Genomic DNA, 17,498 nt, shown 5'->3' with positions numbered 1-17,498 from the left:
GTCCGGTTAGACGGCGTATACCTGTTCTGACGGTCCGGTTGAGCAGGCCGCACGTCGAACGGACCGAACGTTGCTCGCGGCGGTATTTCGTCCGCTCACACCTCGGGAGGGGCAGGGTTTTTGCGCAGGCGACCAGACGGGGGCGTATGCAACGGCGGCTGGTGCTCGGGTGCGGGTCGGACGCGCGCGGGGCCGTAGAGCGCCTCACCGAGTGGCCCGGGGACCTGACAGTCGTCGCGGAGAACGGGGTGGAGAGCCTTCAGACCGGCCGCAGCGGCGTCACGGTCGAACGGGCCGCGCCCGACGACCCGGCCGCGTATCCGCCGAATGCGGACCTGGTGTTCGTCGCCGGAGACGATCCCGAGACGAACACCGACGCCGCGGCGCGGGCACGCGCGCAGTATCCGGCCGCGACGCTGGTGGTGTATCTGGGTATCGACGCAGACGAGACGACGCGTGCGACAGTGAACCAGGTCGCAGACCGACTCGTCGACGGCAGACGCGTGGTCGCCGACCGGGTCCGAGATTTGACGGTGGGTCTCGGTGCGAACCGCCTCCAGCGACTGTTCGCCGCCCTTCGCCGCATCGACGGTCGGTTGGCCGTGGTGATGCACGACAATCCGGATCCGGACGCGATCGCGAGCGCGCTCGCGCTCTCGCGGGTGGCCGCGGCCGCCGGCGTCTCCGCGGACCCCTGCTACTTCGGCGATATCTCTCACCAGGAGAACCGAGCGCTGGTGAACCTCCTCGACCTCGATCTGATCGAACTCGACTCCGAGACGGACCTGGAGGCGTACGGGGGCGTCGCGCTCGTCGATCACTCCCGGCCCGGCGTCAACGACGGGCTCCCTGAGGACACCCAGATCGACATCGTCGTCGATCACCACCCGCCTCGCGCCCCGGTCGAGGCGCACTTCGTCGACCTCAGACGCGACATCGGCGCGACGAGCACGCTCCTGGCGGAGTACCTCCGACGGGCGGGCATCGACCCCGAGGAGTCGCTGGCGACGGCGCTGCTCTTCGGGATCCGGATCGACACGAACGACTTCGCACGGGAGGTCTCGGCGACTGACTTCGAGGCCGCGGCGTGGCTCCTCACGCACGCGGACCTCTCGGCGCTGGACCGCGTCGAGTCGCCGAGTATGACGTCGGCGGTGCTGGAGACGCTGGCGCGGGCGATCCGCGACCGCGACGTCCGCGGCGACGCCCTCGCGACCAACGTCGGATCGATCTCCGATCGCGACGCGCTCGCGCAGGCCGCGGATCGGCTCCTGAATATGGAGGGGATCCGCATCGCCGTCGTCTACGGGTTCAAAGACGGGACCGTCTACGTCTCCGGGCGGGCTCGCGGGACGGACGTCGACCTCGGCGAGACGCTCCGCGACGCGCTCGGGGCCATCGGCAGCGCCGGCGGCCACGCGGATATGGCGGGGGCGCAGGTCCCGCTCGGCATCCTCGGGGAGACGGAAGACGAGTCACCGGCGGAACTGTCCGCCATCGTCACCGAAGTCATCGCCGGCCGCATTTTCGAGACGCTCGAAGACGCGACGACGCTTCTCGACGTCGGGTCCGAGGGGACAGACTGGGTGTTCGAGTCGCCGTTCGACTCCTTCGAGGAGTGAGTGCGGACCATCGCGGGCCGGTCGGCGAGCGAGCGACGGCGAGGGCGCACGTTTTTGCGGACCGCCCGCATAGACCTGACAATGAGTGGGCGCCCGAAGGTCAAGGAGTACATGACGCGCGAGGTGCAGACCGTCGCGCCGACCGATACCGTCGCAGACGTCGGACGACGGATCAAGGAAAGCGAGGGACACAACGGGTTCCCGGTCGCCCAGAGCCGCAAGGTCGAGGGGTTCGTCACCGCCAGCGACCTCCTCTTAGTCGACGACGAGGCGCCGATCTTCACCGTGATGACAGAGGACATCATCGTCGCACACCCGGAGATGGACGTGATCGACGCCGCCCGCGTCATCCTCCGGTCGGGGATCCAGAAGCTCCCGGTGGTCGACGACGCCGACAACCTCGTGGGAATCATCTCGAACACCGACGTCGTTCGCTCGCAGATCGAACGCGCGACGCCGGAGAAGGTCGGCAAACTGATGCGGACGCTCGAACAGATCCACGGGATCACGCTGCATCAGGAACCGCGAGTCGTCGAACTCGACGATCTCACCCCGACGCAGGGGCGCGTGTACGCCGACGAACTCGAAGGCAGACAGTACGAACTCGAACGGGGACTCGCCGAGCCGCTCGTCGTCATCGACAACGGCGGCAAACTCCTCCTAGCCGACGGGCACCACCGCGTGATGGCCGCCCACCAACTCGGGATCGAGGAGATGGACGCCTCCGTGATCGTCCTCGACGAACCCGTCGAGTTGGGGATGCAGCGGACGGCCGACAAAGAGGGCCTCTCGTCGCTCGAAGACATCGAGATCGCCGATTACGGCCGCCATCCCCTGATCGAGACGACGCATCGGCTCCAGGAGTAGCGGTTCGGGGATGCCGAGGTCCGTCGATCAAGCGCAGTCGAGAAGCGCCGCCGAAGACGGGCGACGGCGTCACGATCCACCGTCGCCCGTCTCGCCGTCGTGCTCGTCTCTCCACGCCTCGGCTACCCGCTTCGCCGCATCGACGTTTCCGACGCGTTCGCGGCGGTATCCGCTCCCGTCGGGTGCCTGATACAGTCGGTCGAGTCTGACGACCCACTCGCCGTCAGCCCGCTGTCGGCACCGGATCGTCGCGTACCCGTCCGCGCGCGTCCACTCGACGAGGCCCTCCTCCTCGCGGTTCAGCGTCCACTCCATACCGACGGATCGGGTCTCGTCGGCCTGTATCTTCCGACCACGCGGGCTCGCCACTCCGGCGCGTTTCTGCGGGGGTGGCGATCCGAGGAGTTTCTCGTACTTTGATCATTTTGAGTCGGTTAAGCCAGAAATCTCCGACTTACTAATTCGTGATACCGCGTATCCGTCCTATGGCCCAGACCTCGAAGCGACTCTCGCGACGCAGACTCCTGCAAGCCGCAGTGGGGGTCGGCGCGGCCGGGGGCGCGACCGGAGCGGCTACCGCGCAGGAGGGGACGACCCACAGGATCGATATGACCGACGACTTGGTCTTCGATCCGGATTCGATAACCATCGCGCCCGGCGACACGATCGTCTGGGAGACCGTCGGAACCGTCGGACACTCCGTCACCGCCTACGAGGACGAGATTCCCGGCGAAGCCGCGTATTTCGCTTCGGGCGGGTTCGACAACGAGGCGGACGCACGCGGGGCCTACTCGGCCGGCGACCCCGAGAGCGGCGACGTCCCTGAGGGCGAAACGTATCAACACACCTTCGAGGTGGAAGGGACCTACGAGTACTTCTGCATCCCTCACGAGAGCGTGGGAATGCTCGGAACGGTCGACGTCGTGCCGGGTGGAGCGGAGACGGAGGCGGCCGGGGCGGCGGTCCCGACCGTTCCCCCCGCCGCGAAGACGCTACTCGTGACCGTGACCGGCGCGTTCGTCGCCGTCATCACGCTCACGTACTTCTTCCTGAAATACGGTGGCGATTACGAGATGATGGACGAGGACGAGCGGTGAACGCGAATCGCGGCCACCGGAAACTACCGAAATCGGGACGAATCGGGCGACAGACCGGAGCTCGGGTGCGCGGCAATCCCTCGGCGCCGACGACCGTTACTCTGCGATCCCACTCTCGGCCGCTTCGACGGCCTCCAGACTCGCGAGCGGGCCGGTGCGTGCCTCGCATTCCGGGCACTCGGGGTATCCGAGATCGTCGTATTGGACCGCGTTCGCCGGGAATTCGGCACCGCACGCCGCGCACTCGAAGTATGTCGGCCAGTCGAAGTCCATACCTACACAGGAGAGGGTAGTCTAATAATTAATCGCCTGTTACGTCCGGTAAGGCTTCTATTTCTGTCTCCCACTGGGGGTCAGAATTCGGCACCTACGTAGATCCCGGCGGGAGCGACAGAACCTGGCGGGTCACTGCGCGTCGCGCTCGCCGTCGCCGGCGTCTCCGGTTGCGCCGTCCGTGTCTGAGCCGCCTTCTTCACCGGCGGCCGCCTCGTCGCCGGCCGCGTCATCGGATCCGTTCTCGGCCGTTTCGTCCCCGAGAAGCGCGTCGACGTCCGCGTGGTCGTGGAGGAGTTCGCGCATCCGTGCGATCGTCTCCTCGTCGCGGGCCCGACCGGTGTTGACCACCGCTTCCGCGCGGTCGACGACCGAGAGGGTGTCACCAGTGGCCAAGAGCACGGGAACGCCCTTCTGTTCGGCCTGCCCGAGCACCGCCTGGGTCGGCCGGTGGCCGCCGGTGAGGATGATGGCGTTGACCCCGGGCGCTTCCAGTGCGGCGGCGATGATCTCAGAGCGGTCGCCGCCGGTGATGACCGCGGCGTTCTTCGTCCGCCTGAAGTACTGCAGCGCCGCGTCGCCGCCCATCGCTCCGACGAGGAACCGCTCGACGTAAGCCTCGGTGTCGCCCTCGGTGACGGCTTTCGCGCCCAGTTCGTCGGCGAGGTCGTCGACGCGGACGCCCGCGAGTTCGCGTTCGCGCGGGACGACGCCGAGGACCGGCACGCCGCGACTTTCGAGGAACGGCACGGCCTCCTGTTCGAGGTCGTCGAAGGCGGCGTCGGTCACGCCGTTGAACAGCACGCCGGCGAGGCGGTCGCCGAACGACTCGGCGGCGACGACGATGTCGTCGAGGTCCCGCGATTGCTCGTAGTCGGCCACGAGCAGGACGTTCGCGTCGAGACGGTCGGCGATGTCGACGTCGGTGAGGTCGACGATCCCGCCGGTGGTCCAGGAGCCGCCGCCTTCGATCAGCATCAAGTCCGTGTCGGCCGCGAGCTCGGCGAAGTACTCCTCGACGATCCCGCCGAGTTCGTCGGGATCCTCCTGTCCGCGGACCACGCCGTCGACGAACGTCGGCGAGTAGACGATCGGCTCCATCTGGTGCATCTCGCTGTCCAGTCCCAGGAGTTCGCGCGCGAGCATCGGGTCCTCGTCGAGCGTCTTGCCGACGTTCGATTGGAGCCGCGTCCCCTTGGGCTTCATGTAGCCCACGGTGAGGCCGCGTTCCTGTGCGAGGCCGCCGAGCGCGAGCGTGACTGCCGTTTTGCCGGTGCTTTCGGTGATCGAGGTGACGAGTAGGGTGTTCGTGTGCATTGTGGGCTCTCTATAGTTCGTCGGGATCGACGGTGAGTCGCACGTCGACGGCCTCGACGCCGTCGGGCGTGGCGACGAGGGGGTTGATGTCCAGTTCGAGTATCGCCGGGAAGTCCGTCACGAGTTGGGAGAGGCGTTGGATCGTCTCGACTACCCCCTCGACATCGGTGGGGTCGCGGCCGCGAGCCCCCCGAAGCAGGGGTGCGGCGTCGATCTCTCGGGTCATCGACTCGGCCTCGTGCTCGGAGACGGGAGCGACGCGGAACGTCGTGTCTTCGAGCGTCTCGACGAAGATGCCGCCGAGCCCGAAGAGAAGCAGCGGGCCGAACTGCGGGTCGCGGTTCATCCCCACGATGGTCTCGACGCCGCGGTCGAGATCGACCATCTCCTGCACCTGCACGCCGATGATCATCGCGTCCGGTTGGTAGTTGCGGGCGCGGGAGACGAGGTCCTCGTAGGCGTCTTCGACGTCCTCGTCGGCGACGCCCACTTTCACGCCGCCGATGTCGGACTTGTGCAGGATGTCCGGACTCACGATCTTCATCACGACGTCGCCGTCGATCCGCTCGGCGACGTCGAGGGCGTCAGCCGGCGAGTCGACGATGTCGCCGTCGGGCGTCGGGATCCCGTAGGCGTCGAGCAGCCCCATCGCCTCGACGCCCAGACGCGTGTCCGTCCGTCCCTCGACGGCCGACAGGATCTCCCGGGCGCGGTCGCGGTCGACGTCGAAGGTCGTCGGCTCTTGGTACTCGCGCTCGCTGATGTCGCGAAAGCGCGAGAGCGCGTCGAGGCCTGCGACCGCCCGCGCGGGATCGAAGTAGTTCGGGATGCCCGCCTCCGACAGCGTCTCAGCGGCGGGTTTGACTCGCGCACCGCCCATGAAACAGGCCGCTACCGGTTTCTCGTGTTTCGCCTGCATCGCCACCGTGTCCGCCGCCAACTCCTCGTAGTCGAGCACCGCCGTCGGGCACGCCAACACCATCGCGCTGCCGACGTTCTCGTCTTCCAGCGCCACGTCGAGCGCGTCGCGGAACCGCTCGTTGTCGGCGTCGCCGACGACGTCGACCGGGTTGTAGATGTTCCCCTCCGCGGGCAGCGCCTCGGAGAACGCGTCGAGCGTCTCCTCGGAGAAGGAGGCCATCGAGAGCCGCGAATCGCCGATGGAGTCGGTGCTCATCACGCCGGGGCCACCGGCGTTCGTGATGACCGCGACGCCGTCGGTCTCCGGGAGCGGCTGGCTCTCCAGGACGCGCGCGGCGTCGAACAGTTCCTGGACGGACTCCGCGCGGATGACGCCAGCCTGCTCTAAGCCCGCCTCGTAGGCCTGATCCGACCCCGCGATGGTGCCCGTGTGGCTGGAGGCGGCCTGCGCGCCGGCGTCGGTGCGGCCGGACTTCACGAGAACGATCGGCGTCTCCCGTGTGACTGCTCTCGCTGTCTCGATGAACGCCTGTCCGTCGTCGATGCCTTCCAGATACCCGATGATGACGTCAGTCTCATCGTCGTCGCCCCACTCCCGAACGAAGTCGGACTCGTCGAGGACAGCCTTGTTACCAAGCGACACGATGTCTTTGAACCCGATTCCTTGGTCGTTCGCCCAGTCCAGCACGGCCGTAATGAACGCGCCCGACTGGCTCATGAACGACATCCGACCCGAGGTGGCGTTCTCGGGGCCGAACGAGGCGTTCATCCCGACCGGTGTCGACATGATTCCGAGGCTGTTCGGTCCGACTAGGTCGATGTCGTAGGCCTCGGCGACCGCCGTCAACTCTTCTTCCCGGGTCGCGCCCTCGGTGCCCGTCTCGCCGAATCCGGCGGTGATGACCACGACGTTCGTGATGCCGGCCTCGCCCGCCTGGCGGACAACGTCGACAGCGACCGTCGGTGGGACGACCACCACGGCGAGGTCGGCCTCGGAGTCGGCGACGCTGTCGAGCGTCGGCAGTCCGAAGACCTCCTCTCGTCCCGGGTTCACGGGGACGACCTCGCCCACGAACGCGTCGAGGAGGTTCTCCATAATCGCTCTGCCGACCGACCCCTCTCGGTCCGTCGCGCCCACGACGGCGATGCGTTCGGGCGCAAACAACGGAGATAACTCTCCCATCGTCCGGGAGTACTCCGCGATGGTGCTTAAATTCGGGTATTCGTACTCGGTTCCGAGTACGTCTCCGACGAGCGTGCTGTCCGGACCGACGACGGCTGCGGTCGGCCCGGCGAGGACGTCCAGCGAGTGGGTCGCAGGAACCGGTCGGCGCGAGACGGGTCTCCCGGGGTCAGATCGGCTCGTCGGGGTCGTACTGCTCGCGCGTGCGGGTCGCTTCCCTGGCATACCGCTCCCGCTCGTCCGGATCGGTCACCGGTCCCAGACTCGACTCGCGCGCTCGGATCGCTGCCGTGGTGTCGCGCGAATCGTCGAAACTCGTGAGGGCGCGCTCTTTTCGCAGATACCGCGACCCGTCGGGCGTGGCATACACCAGGATGACGATGTTCTGTTCGTCGTCGGAGTAGGTTCGTTCGACGAGCCAAACGCGTTGGCGTCCGTCTTCAGAAGATTCGTCCGTATCACTGCTGGTCGCTGGTGGTTCTGACATCGGCGTGAGATACACCGCCCGGAGAGAAAAGTTCGAGTACGGACCGCGATCGAATTTGCAGCGGAGTAGGTACATTTTAACACGGTCTTCCCCTGTAGTTCGACTATGGCGCGAGGCGAGGGTCGGATCGACGTCGAATCCGTCTCCCGGAACCAGATGGAGCCGGTCGTCGCCGTCGACACCGACGGAACCGTCGCCTTCGCGAACGAGCGCTTCTACGCCATCTCGGGACTCGCCGAGGAGACGGTTGTCGGATCCGACTTCGCGGTGTTCGGTCGGATCGTCGAAGCGGGCTTCGAGGCGCTCGAGACGGCGGTGAAGTCGGTGCTGTCGGGCGACTCGACGGCAGAGCGAGTGGAACTCTCGATGCGTCATCCGGAGGAGGCACCGGTCCCGCGGCGGCTGCCGGCGGAGGCGAGGGCCACACCGATTCGTCTCGAGGACGGATTCGACGGCGGTGGTGCTGACGAGGTCGGCGACGAGACGGCCGACGCAACCGACGACGGCGTCGACGGCGTGATCGTTTCGCTTCGGAAGATCGGCACCCGAAAGGCCTACGAACGACAACTGGAGCGGCAGAACGAGCGGTTAGAGGAGTTCGCGGGCGTCGTCGCACACGACCTCCGGAACCCGCTGAACGTCGCCGAGGGACACCTCGAACTCGCCGGAGAGGAGTGCGAATCGACCCATCTCGAAGCGGCCGAAACGGCGCTCGGACGGATGTGGCGAATCATCGACGACACGCTCACGCTGGCCAAACAGGGCCAGTACGTCGGGACGAACGAGCACGTGTCGCTGTCGACGTTTCTCGAACAGTGCTGGGCGACTGTCGACACCGGCGACGCGACGCTGACCCTCGAGACCGAACTCACGATCGAGGCCGATCCCGATCGGCTCCGAAACCTCTTCGAGAACCTGATCCGGAACGCCGTGGAACACGGTTCCGCGCACGATAACAGCGTAACGGTTCGTGTGGGAGCGATCGACGGAATCGAGTCCGGATTCTACGTCGCGGACGACGGCCCCGGAATCCCTCCCGAGGAGCGTGAACAGGTGTTCGATCTCGGGTACTCGACCGCAGAAGCGGGGACGGGCTACGGGCTCTCGATCGTCAGGTGGATCGCGGAGGCACACGGCTGGGACGTCGCCGTGACCGACGGCGAGGACGGCGGTGCGCGATTCGAGTTCACCGGAGTCACGGTCGTCGAGTGACGGCGACCGACGTCACACCTCGATCGGCGTCGCGCCCGCGATCCGTCGCAGTTTTTCAGGGCCGATCGGAAACACCGCGGTCGGCGTCCCCGCGGCGGCCCATACCCGCTCGTAGCCCAGAAGCGACTCGTCGAGGAACACGGGCACGTCCGCCTCGTGACACAGCGGCGGAACCCCGCCGATGCTCCACCCGATGATCTCGCTGATCGTCTCCGGATCGGCCATCTCGACCGCCTCGACGCCGATGTGTCCCGCCAGCCGAGACTCGTCGACGCGGTTCGACCCGCTGGTCACGACGACGACGAGGTCGCCGTCGGCCTCGAAGACGAGGCTGCTCGCGATCTGTCCGACGTCGCAACCGACTGCCTCTGCGGCGTCGGCCGCGGTCTTCGTTCCCTCGGGGAACTCCTCGACGGAGAGGTCGAGGCCGTACCGTTCCCGTGCCTGACTGGTGAAATCGGCGGCTCGCCGGTGCATACGACCCCCTGTGACCGCGACTCCGAAGAACGCTTCGCCATCGCCGTAGGAGACCGACGCGACTGCCGGCAACGACGCGCTTGCTACGGGTAGCTGTGCACCGCTCTCGTCGTGTGTGAGCACCGACGAACGAAATATATTGGAATCTGATATGATTTCGCGTCATCTCGTCTCTCCGAACCGCTGGTGGTCGAGTTTTTAGGCCTGCCAAAAGTTAAGAAATATGAAATATTTATGGTTACCGGCGGCCAAGACGCGGTATGGTCGAACTCTGGTCTCTGGGATTTGTCTTCGTCGCGGGGTTCATCACCGCGCTGGCGACGGGCCTCGGCGCGGTCCCCTTCTTTTTCGTCGACGAGGTGAGCGACCGCTGGAACGTCGCGCTGTGGGGGATCGCCTCGGGCATTATGCTCTCGGCGTCGGTGTTCGGGTTGGTGCTGGAGGCGCTCGGGGCGTACGTGCACGTCTCGCTGAGCGGGGTCGCTGTCGATCCGATTCCGCGGAGTGACCTGTCGCTTCTGGCGCTCGGCCTTCTCGCGGGCGTCGTCCTCGTCTACGTCGCCCACGACTTCATCGAGGCCACGGACGTCGATCCGAAGCAGTACGCCGAGGCGGACTTCAAGAAGCTGGTGTTGATCCTCGGGGTCCTGACGGTTCACTCGTTCCCCGAGGGCGTCGCCGTCGGCGTTTCGTTCGCCGACCTGGGGATCGAAGGCGGCACCCAGATCTTAGGGTTCGTCGTGCCGCTCCTGGCGATATTTATGACGATCGCGATCTCGATCCACAACGTGCCCGAGGGCGTCGCGATCTCGATCCCGCTGCGCTCGATGGGCGTCGCGAACTGGAAACTCGTCTGGTGGTCCGTGTTCTCGAGTCTCCCCCAACCCATCGGTGCCGTGCTCGCATTCTACTTCGTCCGCATCGCTCGGGAGTTCCTCCCCGCCGGGTTCGGCTTCGCCGCCGGGGCGATGATCTATCTGGTGCTCACCGAGTTCATTCCGGAAGCCAGAGCGGTCGGCCGGGGGCTCCCTGGCAACGGCCGTCGGGAACTACTCGTCGGCCTCGCGTTCGGCGTGTTCGCGATGGTCCCGCTGGCGTTCGTCTGATCGCGTCACAAAAACTTCGTCCCGAGGGGCTCTCGTTCAGTGGCTGTGGCCCATCGCTTCCGAGAGCGAGACGCCGAACCGCTCCTCGAACAGTTCTTCCATCTTCTCGTTGAGCGCTTCCAGGTCCGCCGGCGTGTCGCCCTGGCCGTGATGGACGACGCCGTGTGCCTGCTGGGCGAACGACTGGATGAGCAGGTCGCCGACGACCGCCGTCGGTGACTCGCCCTGCTCGGTGAAGACGTCCGCGAGGCCCTCGGGCAGTTCGATCTCCTCGATGTCGCCGTTCGGCGCTTCGATCGTGTAGGTCTCGGTTTCGACCATACCGTCTCTGTGGCGTCTCGACATAAGGCTCTGTGGGAAGCGGGTGGAGACGGGGACGTCGGGGCTCTGGAAATCCAGATTACCGCCGAGCGGATACGACCGTGGTTCTCAGTCGTCGTCGGTGGTCGGTGAGGACATCCCCACCGAGTCGTTCGACGTACCGACTGTCCCGTCCGGCTCCGACGAGAGCAGCGGCGAAACCGACTGGTACTCCCAGGCCATCCCCGCGATGGCGACGACCGAGATGAGCGCGAAGGGGAACCCCGTGATGATTGCCGACGAGCGAAGCGCGTCGATGCCGCCGCCGACGATGAGCAGCGACGCGAGGCCGCCCATCAGTCCACTCCAGATCAGCCGATTGACCGTCGAAGGGTGCTGCTTGCCGCCGGTGGTGAGCATGCCGAGCGCCAGCGTCGAGGAGTCCGCCGAGGTGACGAAGAACGTCACCACGAGCAACATGAACACCGCCGCCAGCGCGTCACCGAACGGAAGCGCCCCGAACAGCGGGAATCCGGAGACGGAGACGCCGTACTGATCCACCATCTGCAGCATCGGCGCGATGTCGTTGCGTTCGAAGAAGATGGCGCTGCCGCCCATCGTGAGGAACCACGGGATCGTCGAGGCCGTGGCGCCGATGAGCGCCGTCGCGACGACCTGCCGGATCGTCCGCCCCTTCGAGATGCGAGCGACGAACAGCCCGCCGAAGGGCGCCCACGAGAACACCCACGCCCAGTAGAAGACCGTCCAGTTGCCGACCCACTCACCGGTGCCGGTGGCGTTGGTGTAGAGGCTCATCGTGAGGAACTCCCCGAAGTAGCCCCCGACGGCCTGGAGTCCGGTGTTCATAATGTAGTTGGTCGGCCCCAGGAGGAACGTCGCGACCGCCAGCGCGGCGAAGACGGCCATATTGAACAGCGACACGCGCGCGATTCCCTTCTTTACGCCGAGGGTCACCGAGACGGTGAAGGCGACCGTCAGGCCGGTGATCACCAACACGGTCCCGGCGTCGCCGAGCGAGACGCCGAGGGTGTACTGCAGGCCGGTGAGGAACTGTCTACCAACGAAACCGAGCGTCGTCGCGATCCCGCCGATGGTCGCGAACACCGCGAGCACGTCGATCGTCTTCGCCCAGAACCCGTCGAGGTTGTCGACGCCGACGAAGGGTGCGATGAGCGTGGAGACGCGCATCGGGGCGTCTTTCCGGAACGCGTAGTAGGCGATCGGCAGCGCGACGATCAGGTACGGGACCCAGTAGGAGATGCCCCAGTGAAAGAGCGTGTACTGGATCGCGCCGACCGCCGCCGCCGGCGTCCCGGCTTCCGCACCGATCAGCGGCGGGACGCTCTCGTAGTGCGCCAGGGCTTCCGCCGGCCCCCAGAACACGATTCCAGCGGCGATGCCCGCCGAGAACATCATCGAGAAGAACGACAGCAGACTGAATTCGGGGTCGTCGTCGGGTTTGCCGAGTTTGATGTCGCCCCACCGGCCGAACATCAGCCAGAGACTGAACGACACCATCAGAAACATCGTCCCGACGTAGACCCACATAAACTCGGTCCAGAGGTACTCGTTTATTTGCCCCATCCGCTCCGCCGAGGCCTCCGGGTTCAGGAAGAAGACCAGGATGGCGATCAGCGACACTGAGAACCCGACGCCGAACACCACGGAGTCGAGTTCGTCCACGAACTGTTTCAGACTCGCACGCACCGAATGCATACAGTTCCGTCTCCGAGTGATACGTTGTCAAACCTGATACTACATAGATAACCCGTTGAAGTGTCCCAGTGCGCGAGATCGCGGTCAGTCGCCCACTGTCGGGCGATACTCCCGACTGATCGCCTTCCAGCGGTTCGAGCGGAATCGCCAGAGATTCACCACCATCGGCACGCCGGTTTCGGCGAGGAGTGCGACGAGGAGCCCAGAGATCCCGAGCAGTGGAACGACAGTGCCCAGCCACGCGACCGGGACGGCCACGAGGTACAGGCCTGCGAGCGCCGAGATGAAGGGGATTCGCGTGTCACCCGCCCCACGCAGCGCGCCGGTGACCGAGCCGTCGATCCCCATCGCGACGACGCTTATGGCGGCGACGCGGACGAACTGCGCCGAGAGCGCGCGGTTCTCGGCCTCGTTCACGAACACGCCGGCGATGGGGTCGGCGAAGACGACCACGACGGCCGCGGCCAGGACATACACCACCGCCGAGAGTTTGACGATGCCCCAGCCGTAGGCTTCGGCCTCCCGCTCCTCGCCCGCGCCGAGTTCCTGGCCCACGAGCGTCGAGGCCGCGATGGAGAAGCCCCAGGAGAAACTCGCCAGCAGCGCGCGGACCTGCCGCCCGATGCCGATGGCCGCCACGGCGACCGGCCCGAACGTCGCCGCGATGGCGAGCAGGGGGAAGACGACCAGCCCCTGGGCGGCCCGTCGGGCCACGAGCGGGGTCGAGACGCGCGCGATCTGGCGGAGCAGTTCGAGGTCGAAGAACGGCCTCGCGAGCGTGAGCGGGACCGGGCTCGCACCGCGCCCGCGGACGTAGTTCCGGCCGGTCATCCCCCACGAGAACGCGACTGTCACGAGCGCCGTCGCCAGCGCGGTTCCGAGCGCCGCGCCCGCGACGCCCATATCGAACTCGAGGACGAACGTCGCCGACAGCGCGATGTTGGCGACGGCACCGCCCGCGCGGGCCACCATCGGCGTGACCGTGTCGCCGACGCCCGCGTACGTCCGGCTGGCGATCAGGTTCAGGAACTCGAAGAGCAGGCCGGGCGCGACGACCGCGAGGTAGGTCGCGCCGTAACCGATGCTCGTCGGATCGTCGCCGACGAGCCCGACCAGCGGCTCGGCCGCGAGTCCGAGGAACGCGACGATCGGGATGCCGAGCGCGACGGCGAGGACGACGCTCAGTCGAACCACCGACGCCGCGCGCTCGTCGTCGCCGCCGCCGTAGTTCTGCGAGACGAGGGAGACGGTCCCGCCGGCGAGACCGATCGCGAGGAACTTCGCGACCATCCAGAAGGCGTTCGCGAGCGTCAGCCCGGCGACGGCGGTCGGGCCGATGACGAGTCCGACGAGCGCTAGGTCCACCGTTCGCTTCGACATAATGGCGAAGCCGGTGACGACGCGCGGCCACGCCAATTCGACGGTCGCGTCGAGTCGTCGCTCGTCGATGACGCCCGCGCTGGCCAGTCCGCGGGCGATCCTCGAGCCGATTCGGCGGAGCCGAGACACAGCAGGAGGAAGTCGCCGCGGGGGCTAATGGATTCCGTTCGCGGACGGAGCGGCCGGAGCGCAGAACGAATTTGTGTCGCAAGCATCGCCGCGCGCAGCGCGGCGTTCCCCGCGAGCGAAGCGAGCGGCCTTTTTTCCTCCACCGTGAGACGCGAAGCGTCTCACGAGCCTTGCTTCGCTTCGCTCAGCAAGACAGGTTTTTGCGCCGAGGGCGAGACGGCTTCGCCGTCTCGCTTCCTCACGGGCGACCGGCGGTCGCCCGTGAAGAGCGGTGCGCGAAGCGCACCCGAGGCGGAAAAAGGTGGGTGCGAAAGAGGTAGGTGTTCAGTCGTCGCTCTCGGCGGCGGCAGCGACCTCGCCGGCCTCGGCGGTCGCCTCGCCGCGTTCGAGTTCTTCGAGGTAGTCGTCGGCGTCGAGGGCGGCCTTCACGCCCATCCCGCCGGCGGTGGCGGCCTGCTGGTAGTGGTAGTCGACGACGTCGCCCGCGCCGAAGATGCCGGGGACGTCGGTCGCGGTCTGGCCGCCGCCCTCCCCGCCCTTCGCCTTGAGGTAGCCGTCGTCGTCGAGTTCGACGCCCGTGCCTTCGAGGTACGCCGTGTTCGGCGTGTGGCCGATGGCGTAGAACACCGCGCCGACGTCGAAGTCGAACTCCTCGGTGTCGGGGTCGTCGAGTCTGTCGGTCGGGTGGCCCTCCGGGTGCTCGACGAGCGTGACGTGGTCGACGCCCTCCTCGCGGCTCCCGTGGAGTTCGGTCACCTCGGTGTTACGCATAATCTCGATCTCGCCCGCCTCGACCTTCTCCATCACGCGGTCGATCCAGTAGTCCTCCGCCCGGAACTCCTCGCGGCGGTGGACGATGTACACGGTGGAAGCGAATTTGGTGAGGAAGTTCGCCTCCTCCATCGCGGCGTCGCCGCCGCCGACGACCATAATCTTCTCGTCGCGGAAGAACGCGCCGTCGCAGGTCGCACACGTCGAGAGGCCGTAGCCCATCAGGTCGTCCTCGCCGGGAATGCCGAGGGTGCGGGCGGAGGCGCCCGAGGCGGCGATGATCGCGTCGGCCGTGTAGACGTCGCCGTTCTTCAGACGCACCGTGAACGGCCGTTCCTTCGCCTCGACCGACTCGATGATGCCGTTTTTGATCTCCGCACCGAAGCGCTCGGCCTGCTGCTTCATATTCTGAACCAGTTCCGGCCCCGAAATCCCCTCGGGGAAGCCGGGGTAGTTGTCGACCTCGGTGGTGAGCGTGAGCTGTCCGCCGGGCTCGTCGCCCTCGAAGACGAGGGGCTCGTTGTTCGAACGGCCGGCGTAGATCGCCGCCGAGAGCCCGGCGATACCGGAGCCCGCGACGATGAGCGGTCGGTGTTCGACGACGTCGTCAGCGTCTGCTGTCATATCGTCTCCTATGGTGGACCCGCCCTTTTAGATTCCGCTGTCGTGCGCGCCCCTCGCCATACTGTATTGTGCAATCTTGCCAATACTGCCGTAGTGTGGTGGGGTTCTTACCGCGTGAGAACCGAGATGGCCGTATGCCCGCGGATCTGATCGAGAAGACCGACCGCTACGAGGGGATGTTCGCCGACGCGCTCGCGGCGGCCGACGTCGCCGTCCCGGCGTCGACGCCGCTCGGCGAGGCCGCCGGCGAGATCCGAGAGATGGCACTGTCGTACCTGGAAGACGGCCGGCACTTCCGCGAGAACGACGACCCCGTGAACGCGCTGGCGGCCTTTTCCTACGGCTACGGGTGGCTCGACGCCGGCGTCCGGATGGGGCTGTTCGAGGTTCCCGACGAGACGCACCTGTTCACGATGGAATAGGGAGACGAGCGCGCGTCCAGGCAGCGGGACGCGTCGAGACGGCTATTCGAATCGGAAGGACGGGCCGTCGTCGCTGTCCTGCACCTCGACGCCGAGCGCGGCGAGGTCGTCGCGGAGGTCGTCCGCGCGCTCGTAGTTGCCGGCCTCGCGCTCGGCCTCTCTGATCTCCAAGACGAGTTCGACCAGTTCCTCGGCGAGGACGACCGTCCCCCCGCGCTCGCTCTCGCCGAAGGAGAGCCCGAAGACGTCGCCACCGAGTTCCTCGAAGGCTTCGACGGACTCTCGGAGCGCCCAGAAGTCGTACTTCTCATCCCTATCGACGTGGCGGTTCACCGCCGTCGCCAGTTCCAGAAGCGCCGCCATCGCCTCGCGGACGTTGAAGTCGTCGTTCATCGCCGCCGAAAACTCCTGGCGAGCCCCCGCCAGCGACTCGCGGAACGCTTCGTCCTCCACCTTCGCGTAGGCGTCGGTGCTGTCGCAGGCGTCGACGGCGGCCTCGTAGGCGCGTTCGAGGCGCTCCCAGCGCTCCTCGGCCTCGCGCATCTCGTCCTCGCCGAACGTCTGTTCGCTGCGATAGCCGGTCGAGCAGTAGAACGTCCGGACGACGTCGACGCCGTACTCCTCGAGGGCGTCGACGACGGTGAGGAAGTTGCCGAGGCTGGAGGACATCTTGTCGCCGGCGGTCTGTAGGAGGCCGACGTGGAGCCAGTAGCGGGCGAACTGCTGGCCCGTGGCGGCCTCGCTCTGGGCGATCTCGTTCTCGTGGTGCGGGAACACGAGGTCCCGGCCGCCGACGTGGATGTCGATGGTGTCGTCGAGGTGCGACATCGACATCGCCGAGCACTCGACGTGCCACCCGGGTCGGCCCTCGCCCCACGGCGACTCCCAGGTCTGTCCGCAGGCGTCGTCGAGGGCGGGGAGGTCCGAGTGGCGGTGTTCGGCGACGTCGTCTGGATCGACCGCGCCGGCCTTCCAGAGCGCGAAGTCGGCCGGGTGGTGCTTCTCCGAGCGCTCCGCGTCGGCTCCCTGGGACTCGATCTCGTCGAGTCGCTGGTTCGAGAGCTTGCCGTAGTCGTCGAAGGCGGTGACGTCGAAGTACACCGATCCGTTGGACTCGTAGGCGTACCCCCGATCGACGAGGGTCTCGACGAGTTCGACGATCTCGGGGACGTGCTCGGACACGCGGGGGTACACCTCGGCGCGCTTCAGGTTCAGGCCGCGCATGTCCCGGATCACGTGCGAGGTGAAGTGCTCGGCGACCGCCGCCTCGCTCTCGCCGAGGTCGTCTTCGCCGATCCGCGCGACGATCTTCTCGTTGACGTCGGTGAAGTTCTCGACGTGGCGCACGTCGTAGCCCTCGTGTTCCAGCCAGCGGTGCATCACGTCCGCCTGCGCCCAGAGGCGCGCGTGACCGAGGTGGGCGTCGTCCGAGACCGTGAGCCCACAGACGTACAGCAGGACTTCGTCGTCGTTCCGCGGCTCGAACTCCTCGCGTTCGCCCGTCAGGGTGTTGGTCACGGACAGCGTCATCACCGTCTCCTTCTCCGGACGCGTTTTTCAACCCGTCGGAAGG

17 protein-coding genes are annotated in these 17,498 nt (G+C 66.8%); 6 read left to right on the top strand and 11 right to left on the bottom strand.

The genetic code is table 11. The features are described from left to right. Positions 1–146 precede the first annotated feature (146 nt). Together NO360_RS08385 and NO360_RS08380 are read left to right on the top strand one after the other, a co-directional pair. Positions 147–1,622, top strand: coding sequence for a DHHA1 domain-containing protein (locus tag NO360_RS08385; RefSeq protein WP_256307340.1), 1,476 nt, complete (start codon positions 147–149; stop codon positions 1,620–1,622). An 81-nt stretch (positions 1,623–1,703) separates the two neighbouring features. Further along, the gene (locus tag NO360_RS08380) at positions 1,704–2,489 is read left to right on the top strand and encodes a CBS domain-containing protein (RefSeq protein ID WP_256307339.1); all 786 of its coding nucleotides are present in this window, start codon (positions 1,704–1,706) and stop codon (positions 2,487–2,489) included. 69 nt (positions 2,490–2,558) lie between these two features. On the opposite strand, the gene NO360_RS08375 is transcribed toward NO360_RS08380, so the two are convergent. Further along, the gene (locus tag NO360_RS08375; RefSeq protein WP_256307338.1) at positions 2,559–2,804 is read right to left on the bottom strand and encodes a DUF7543 family protein; all 246 of its coding nucleotides are present in this window, start codon (positions 2,802–2,804) and stop codon (positions 2,559–2,561) included. 170 nt (positions 2,805–2,974) lie between these two features. On the opposite strand from NO360_RS08375, the gene NO360_RS08370 reads away from it, so the two are divergent. Continuing rightward, on the top strand, positions 2,975–3,586 hold the full coding sequence (locus NO360_RS08370) for a plastocyanin/azurin family copper-binding protein (RefSeq protein WP_256307337.1): 612 nt from the start codon (positions 2,975–2,977) through the stop codon (positions 3,584–3,586). A 96-nt stretch (positions 3,587–3,682) separates the two neighbouring features. Here NO360_RS08370 and NO360_RS08365 read toward each other — a convergent pair whose 3' ends face one another. The 4 genes from NO360_RS08365 to NO360_RS08350 form a co-directional block, all read right to left on the bottom strand. Continuing rightward, positions 3,683–3,859, bottom strand: a complete 177-nt coding sequence (locus tag NO360_RS08365) for a hypothetical protein (protein ID WP_256307336.1) — start codon at positions 3,857–3,859, stop codon at positions 3,683–3,685. Positions 3,860–3,991: 132 nt separating this feature from the next. Continuing rightward, complete coding sequence (locus NO360_RS08360) at positions 3,992–5,176, bottom strand: phosphotransacetylase family protein (protein ID WP_256307334.1); 1,185 nt, start codon at positions 5,174–5,176, stop codon at positions 3,992–3,994. 10 nt (positions 5,177–5,186) lie between these two features. Next, positions 5,187–7,280 (bottom strand): acetate--CoA ligase family protein, encoded by a 2,094-nt coding sequence (locus NO360_RS08355; RefSeq protein ID WP_256308507.1) that lies wholly within the window; start codon positions 7,278–7,280, stop codon positions 5,187–5,189. Positions 7,281–7,449: 169 nt separating this feature from the next. Then, positions 7,450–7,767 (bottom strand): DUF7967 family protein, encoded by a 318-nt coding sequence (locus NO360_RS08350; RefSeq protein ID WP_256307333.1) that lies wholly within the window; start codon positions 7,765–7,767, stop codon positions 7,450–7,452. Between the two features lie 105 nt (positions 7,768–7,872). Between NO360_RS08350 and NO360_RS08345 the strand changes: the two genes are divergently transcribed. Further along, on the top strand, positions 7,873–8,979 hold the full coding sequence (locus tag NO360_RS08345) for a sensor histidine kinase (RefSeq protein ID WP_256307331.1): 1,107 nt from the start codon (positions 7,873–7,875) through the stop codon (positions 8,977–8,979). A gap of 12 nt (positions 8,980–8,991) precedes the next feature. Here NO360_RS08345 and NO360_RS08340 read toward each other — a convergent pair whose 3' ends face one another. Next, positions 8,992–9,456, bottom strand: coding sequence for a YbaK/EbsC family protein (locus NO360_RS08340; RefSeq protein WP_256307329.1), 465 nt, complete (start codon positions 9,454–9,456; stop codon positions 8,992–8,994). Positions 9,457–9,716: 260 nt separating this feature from the next. Here NO360_RS08340 and NO360_RS08335 point away from each other — a divergent pair, with 260 nt between their 5' ends. After that, the gene (locus NO360_RS08335) at positions 9,717–10,562 is read left to right on the top strand and encodes a ZIP family metal transporter (protein ID WP_256307327.1); all 846 of its coding nucleotides are present in this window, start codon (positions 9,717–9,719) and stop codon (positions 10,560–10,562) included. Positions 10,563–10,598: 36 nt separating this feature from the next. Here the strand turns inward: NO360_RS08335 and NO360_RS08330 are convergent, their stop codons facing one another. From NO360_RS08330 to NO360_RS08315, 4 genes are all read right to left on the bottom strand, one after another. Continuing rightward, positions 10,599–10,883 (bottom strand): DUF7545 family protein, encoded by a 285-nt coding sequence (locus NO360_RS08330; RefSeq protein ID WP_256307326.1) that lies wholly within the window; start codon positions 10,881–10,883, stop codon positions 10,599–10,601. Positions 10,884–10,991: 108 nt separating this feature from the next. Then, positions 10,992–12,599 (bottom strand): BCCT family transporter, encoded by a 1,608-nt coding sequence (locus tag NO360_RS08325; protein ID WP_256307325.1) that lies wholly within the window; start codon positions 12,597–12,599, stop codon positions 10,992–10,994. 84 nt (positions 12,600–12,683) lie between these two features. After that, positions 12,684–14,108, bottom strand: a complete 1,425-nt coding sequence (locus NO360_RS08320) for an MATE family efflux transporter (protein ID WP_256307324.1) — start codon at positions 14,106–14,108, stop codon at positions 12,684–12,686. 324 nt (positions 14,109–14,432) lie between these two features. Next, entirely contained in the window at positions 14,433–15,503 is a 1,071-nt protein-coding gene (locus NO360_RS08315; protein ID WP_256307322.1) for an NAD(P)/FAD-dependent oxidoreductase, read from the bottom strand. A 134-nt stretch (positions 15,504–15,637) separates the two neighbouring features. Here NO360_RS08315 and NO360_RS08310 point away from each other — a divergent pair, with 134 nt between their 5' ends. Then, positions 15,638–15,925 (top strand): DUF357 domain-containing protein, encoded by a 288-nt coding sequence (locus NO360_RS08310; RefSeq protein ID WP_256307321.1) that lies wholly within the window; start codon positions 15,638–15,640, stop codon positions 15,923–15,925. A 42-nt stretch (positions 15,926–15,967) separates the two neighbouring features. Here NO360_RS08310 and cysS read toward each other — a convergent pair whose 3' ends face one another. Continuing rightward, the gene (gene cysS, locus NO360_RS08305; protein ID WP_256307320.1) at positions 15,968–17,455 is read right to left on the bottom strand and encodes a cysteine--tRNA ligase; all 1,488 of its coding nucleotides are present in this window, start codon (positions 17,453–17,455) and stop codon (positions 15,968–15,970) included. Between the last annotated feature and the right edge of the window lie 43 nt (positions 17,456–17,498).

This window comes from Halobellus litoreus (assembly GCF_024464595.1).
GTDB classification, from domain to species: domain Archaea; phylum Halobacteriota; class Halobacteria; order Halobacteriales; family Haloferacaceae; genus Haloquadratum; species Haloquadratum litoreum.
Note: the sequence above shows the minus strand (reverse complement) of the source record. Positions and strands in the feature narration are given on the sequence as shown.

Coding starts and splice junctions, on each gene's coding strand:
- NO360_RS08340 (WP_256307329.1), bottom strand. CDS start 9,456: ATGCACCGGCGAGCCGCCGATTTCACCAGTCAGGCACGGGAACGGTAC.
- NO360_RS08325 (WP_256307325.1), bottom strand. CDS start 12,599: ATGCATTCGGTGCGTGCGAGTCTGAAACAGTTCGTGGACGAACTCGAC.
- NO360_RS08375 (WP_256307338.1), bottom strand. CDS start 2,804: ATGGAGTGGACGCTGAACCGCGAGGAGGAGGGCCTCGTCGAGTGGACG.
- NO360_RS08385 (WP_256307340.1), top strand. CDS start 147: ATGCAACGGCGGCTGGTGCTCGGGTGCGGGTCGGACGCGCGCGGGGCC.
- cysS (WP_256307320.1), bottom strand. CDS start 17,455: ATGACGCTGTCCGTGACCAACACCCTGACGGGCGAACGCGAGGAGTTC.
- NO360_RS08315 (WP_256307322.1), bottom strand. CDS start 15,503: ATGACAGCAGACGCTGACGACGTCGTCGAACACCGACCGCTCATCGTC.
- NO360_RS08310 (WP_256307321.1), top strand. CDS start 15,638: ATGCCCGCGGATCTGATCGAGAAGACCGACCGCTACGAGGGGATGTTC.
- NO360_RS08350 (WP_256307333.1), bottom strand. CDS start 7,767: ATGTCAGAACCACCAGCGACCAGCAGTGATACGGACGAATCTTCTGAA.
- NO360_RS08335 (WP_256307327.1), top strand. CDS start 9,717: ATGGTCGAACTCTGGTCTCTGGGATTTGTCTTCGTCGCGGGGTTCATC.
- NO360_RS08355 (WP_256308507.1), bottom strand. CDS start 7,280: ATGGGAGAGTTATCTCCGTTGTTTGCGCCCGAACGCATCGCCGTCGTG.
- NO360_RS08330 (WP_256307326.1), bottom strand. CDS start 10,883: ATGGTCGAAACCGAGACCTACACGATCGAAGCGCCGAACGGCGACATC.
- NO360_RS08380 (WP_256307339.1), top strand. CDS start 1,704: ATGAGTGGGCGCCCGAAGGTCAAGGAGTACATGACGCGCGAGGTGCAG.
- NO360_RS08360 (WP_256307334.1), bottom strand. CDS start 5,176: ATGCACACGAACACCCTACTCGTCACCTCGATCACCGAAAGCACCGGC.
- NO360_RS08365 (WP_256307336.1), bottom strand. CDS start 3,859: ATGGACTTCGACTGGCCGACATACTTCGAGTGCGCGGCGTGCGGTGCC.
- NO360_RS08370 (WP_256307337.1), top strand. CDS start 2,975: ATGGCCCAGACCTCGAAGCGACTCTCGCGACGCAGACTCCTGCAAGCC.
- NO360_RS08345 (WP_256307331.1), top strand. CDS start 7,873: ATGGCGCGAGGCGAGGGTCGGATCGACGTCGAATCCGTCTCCCGGAAC.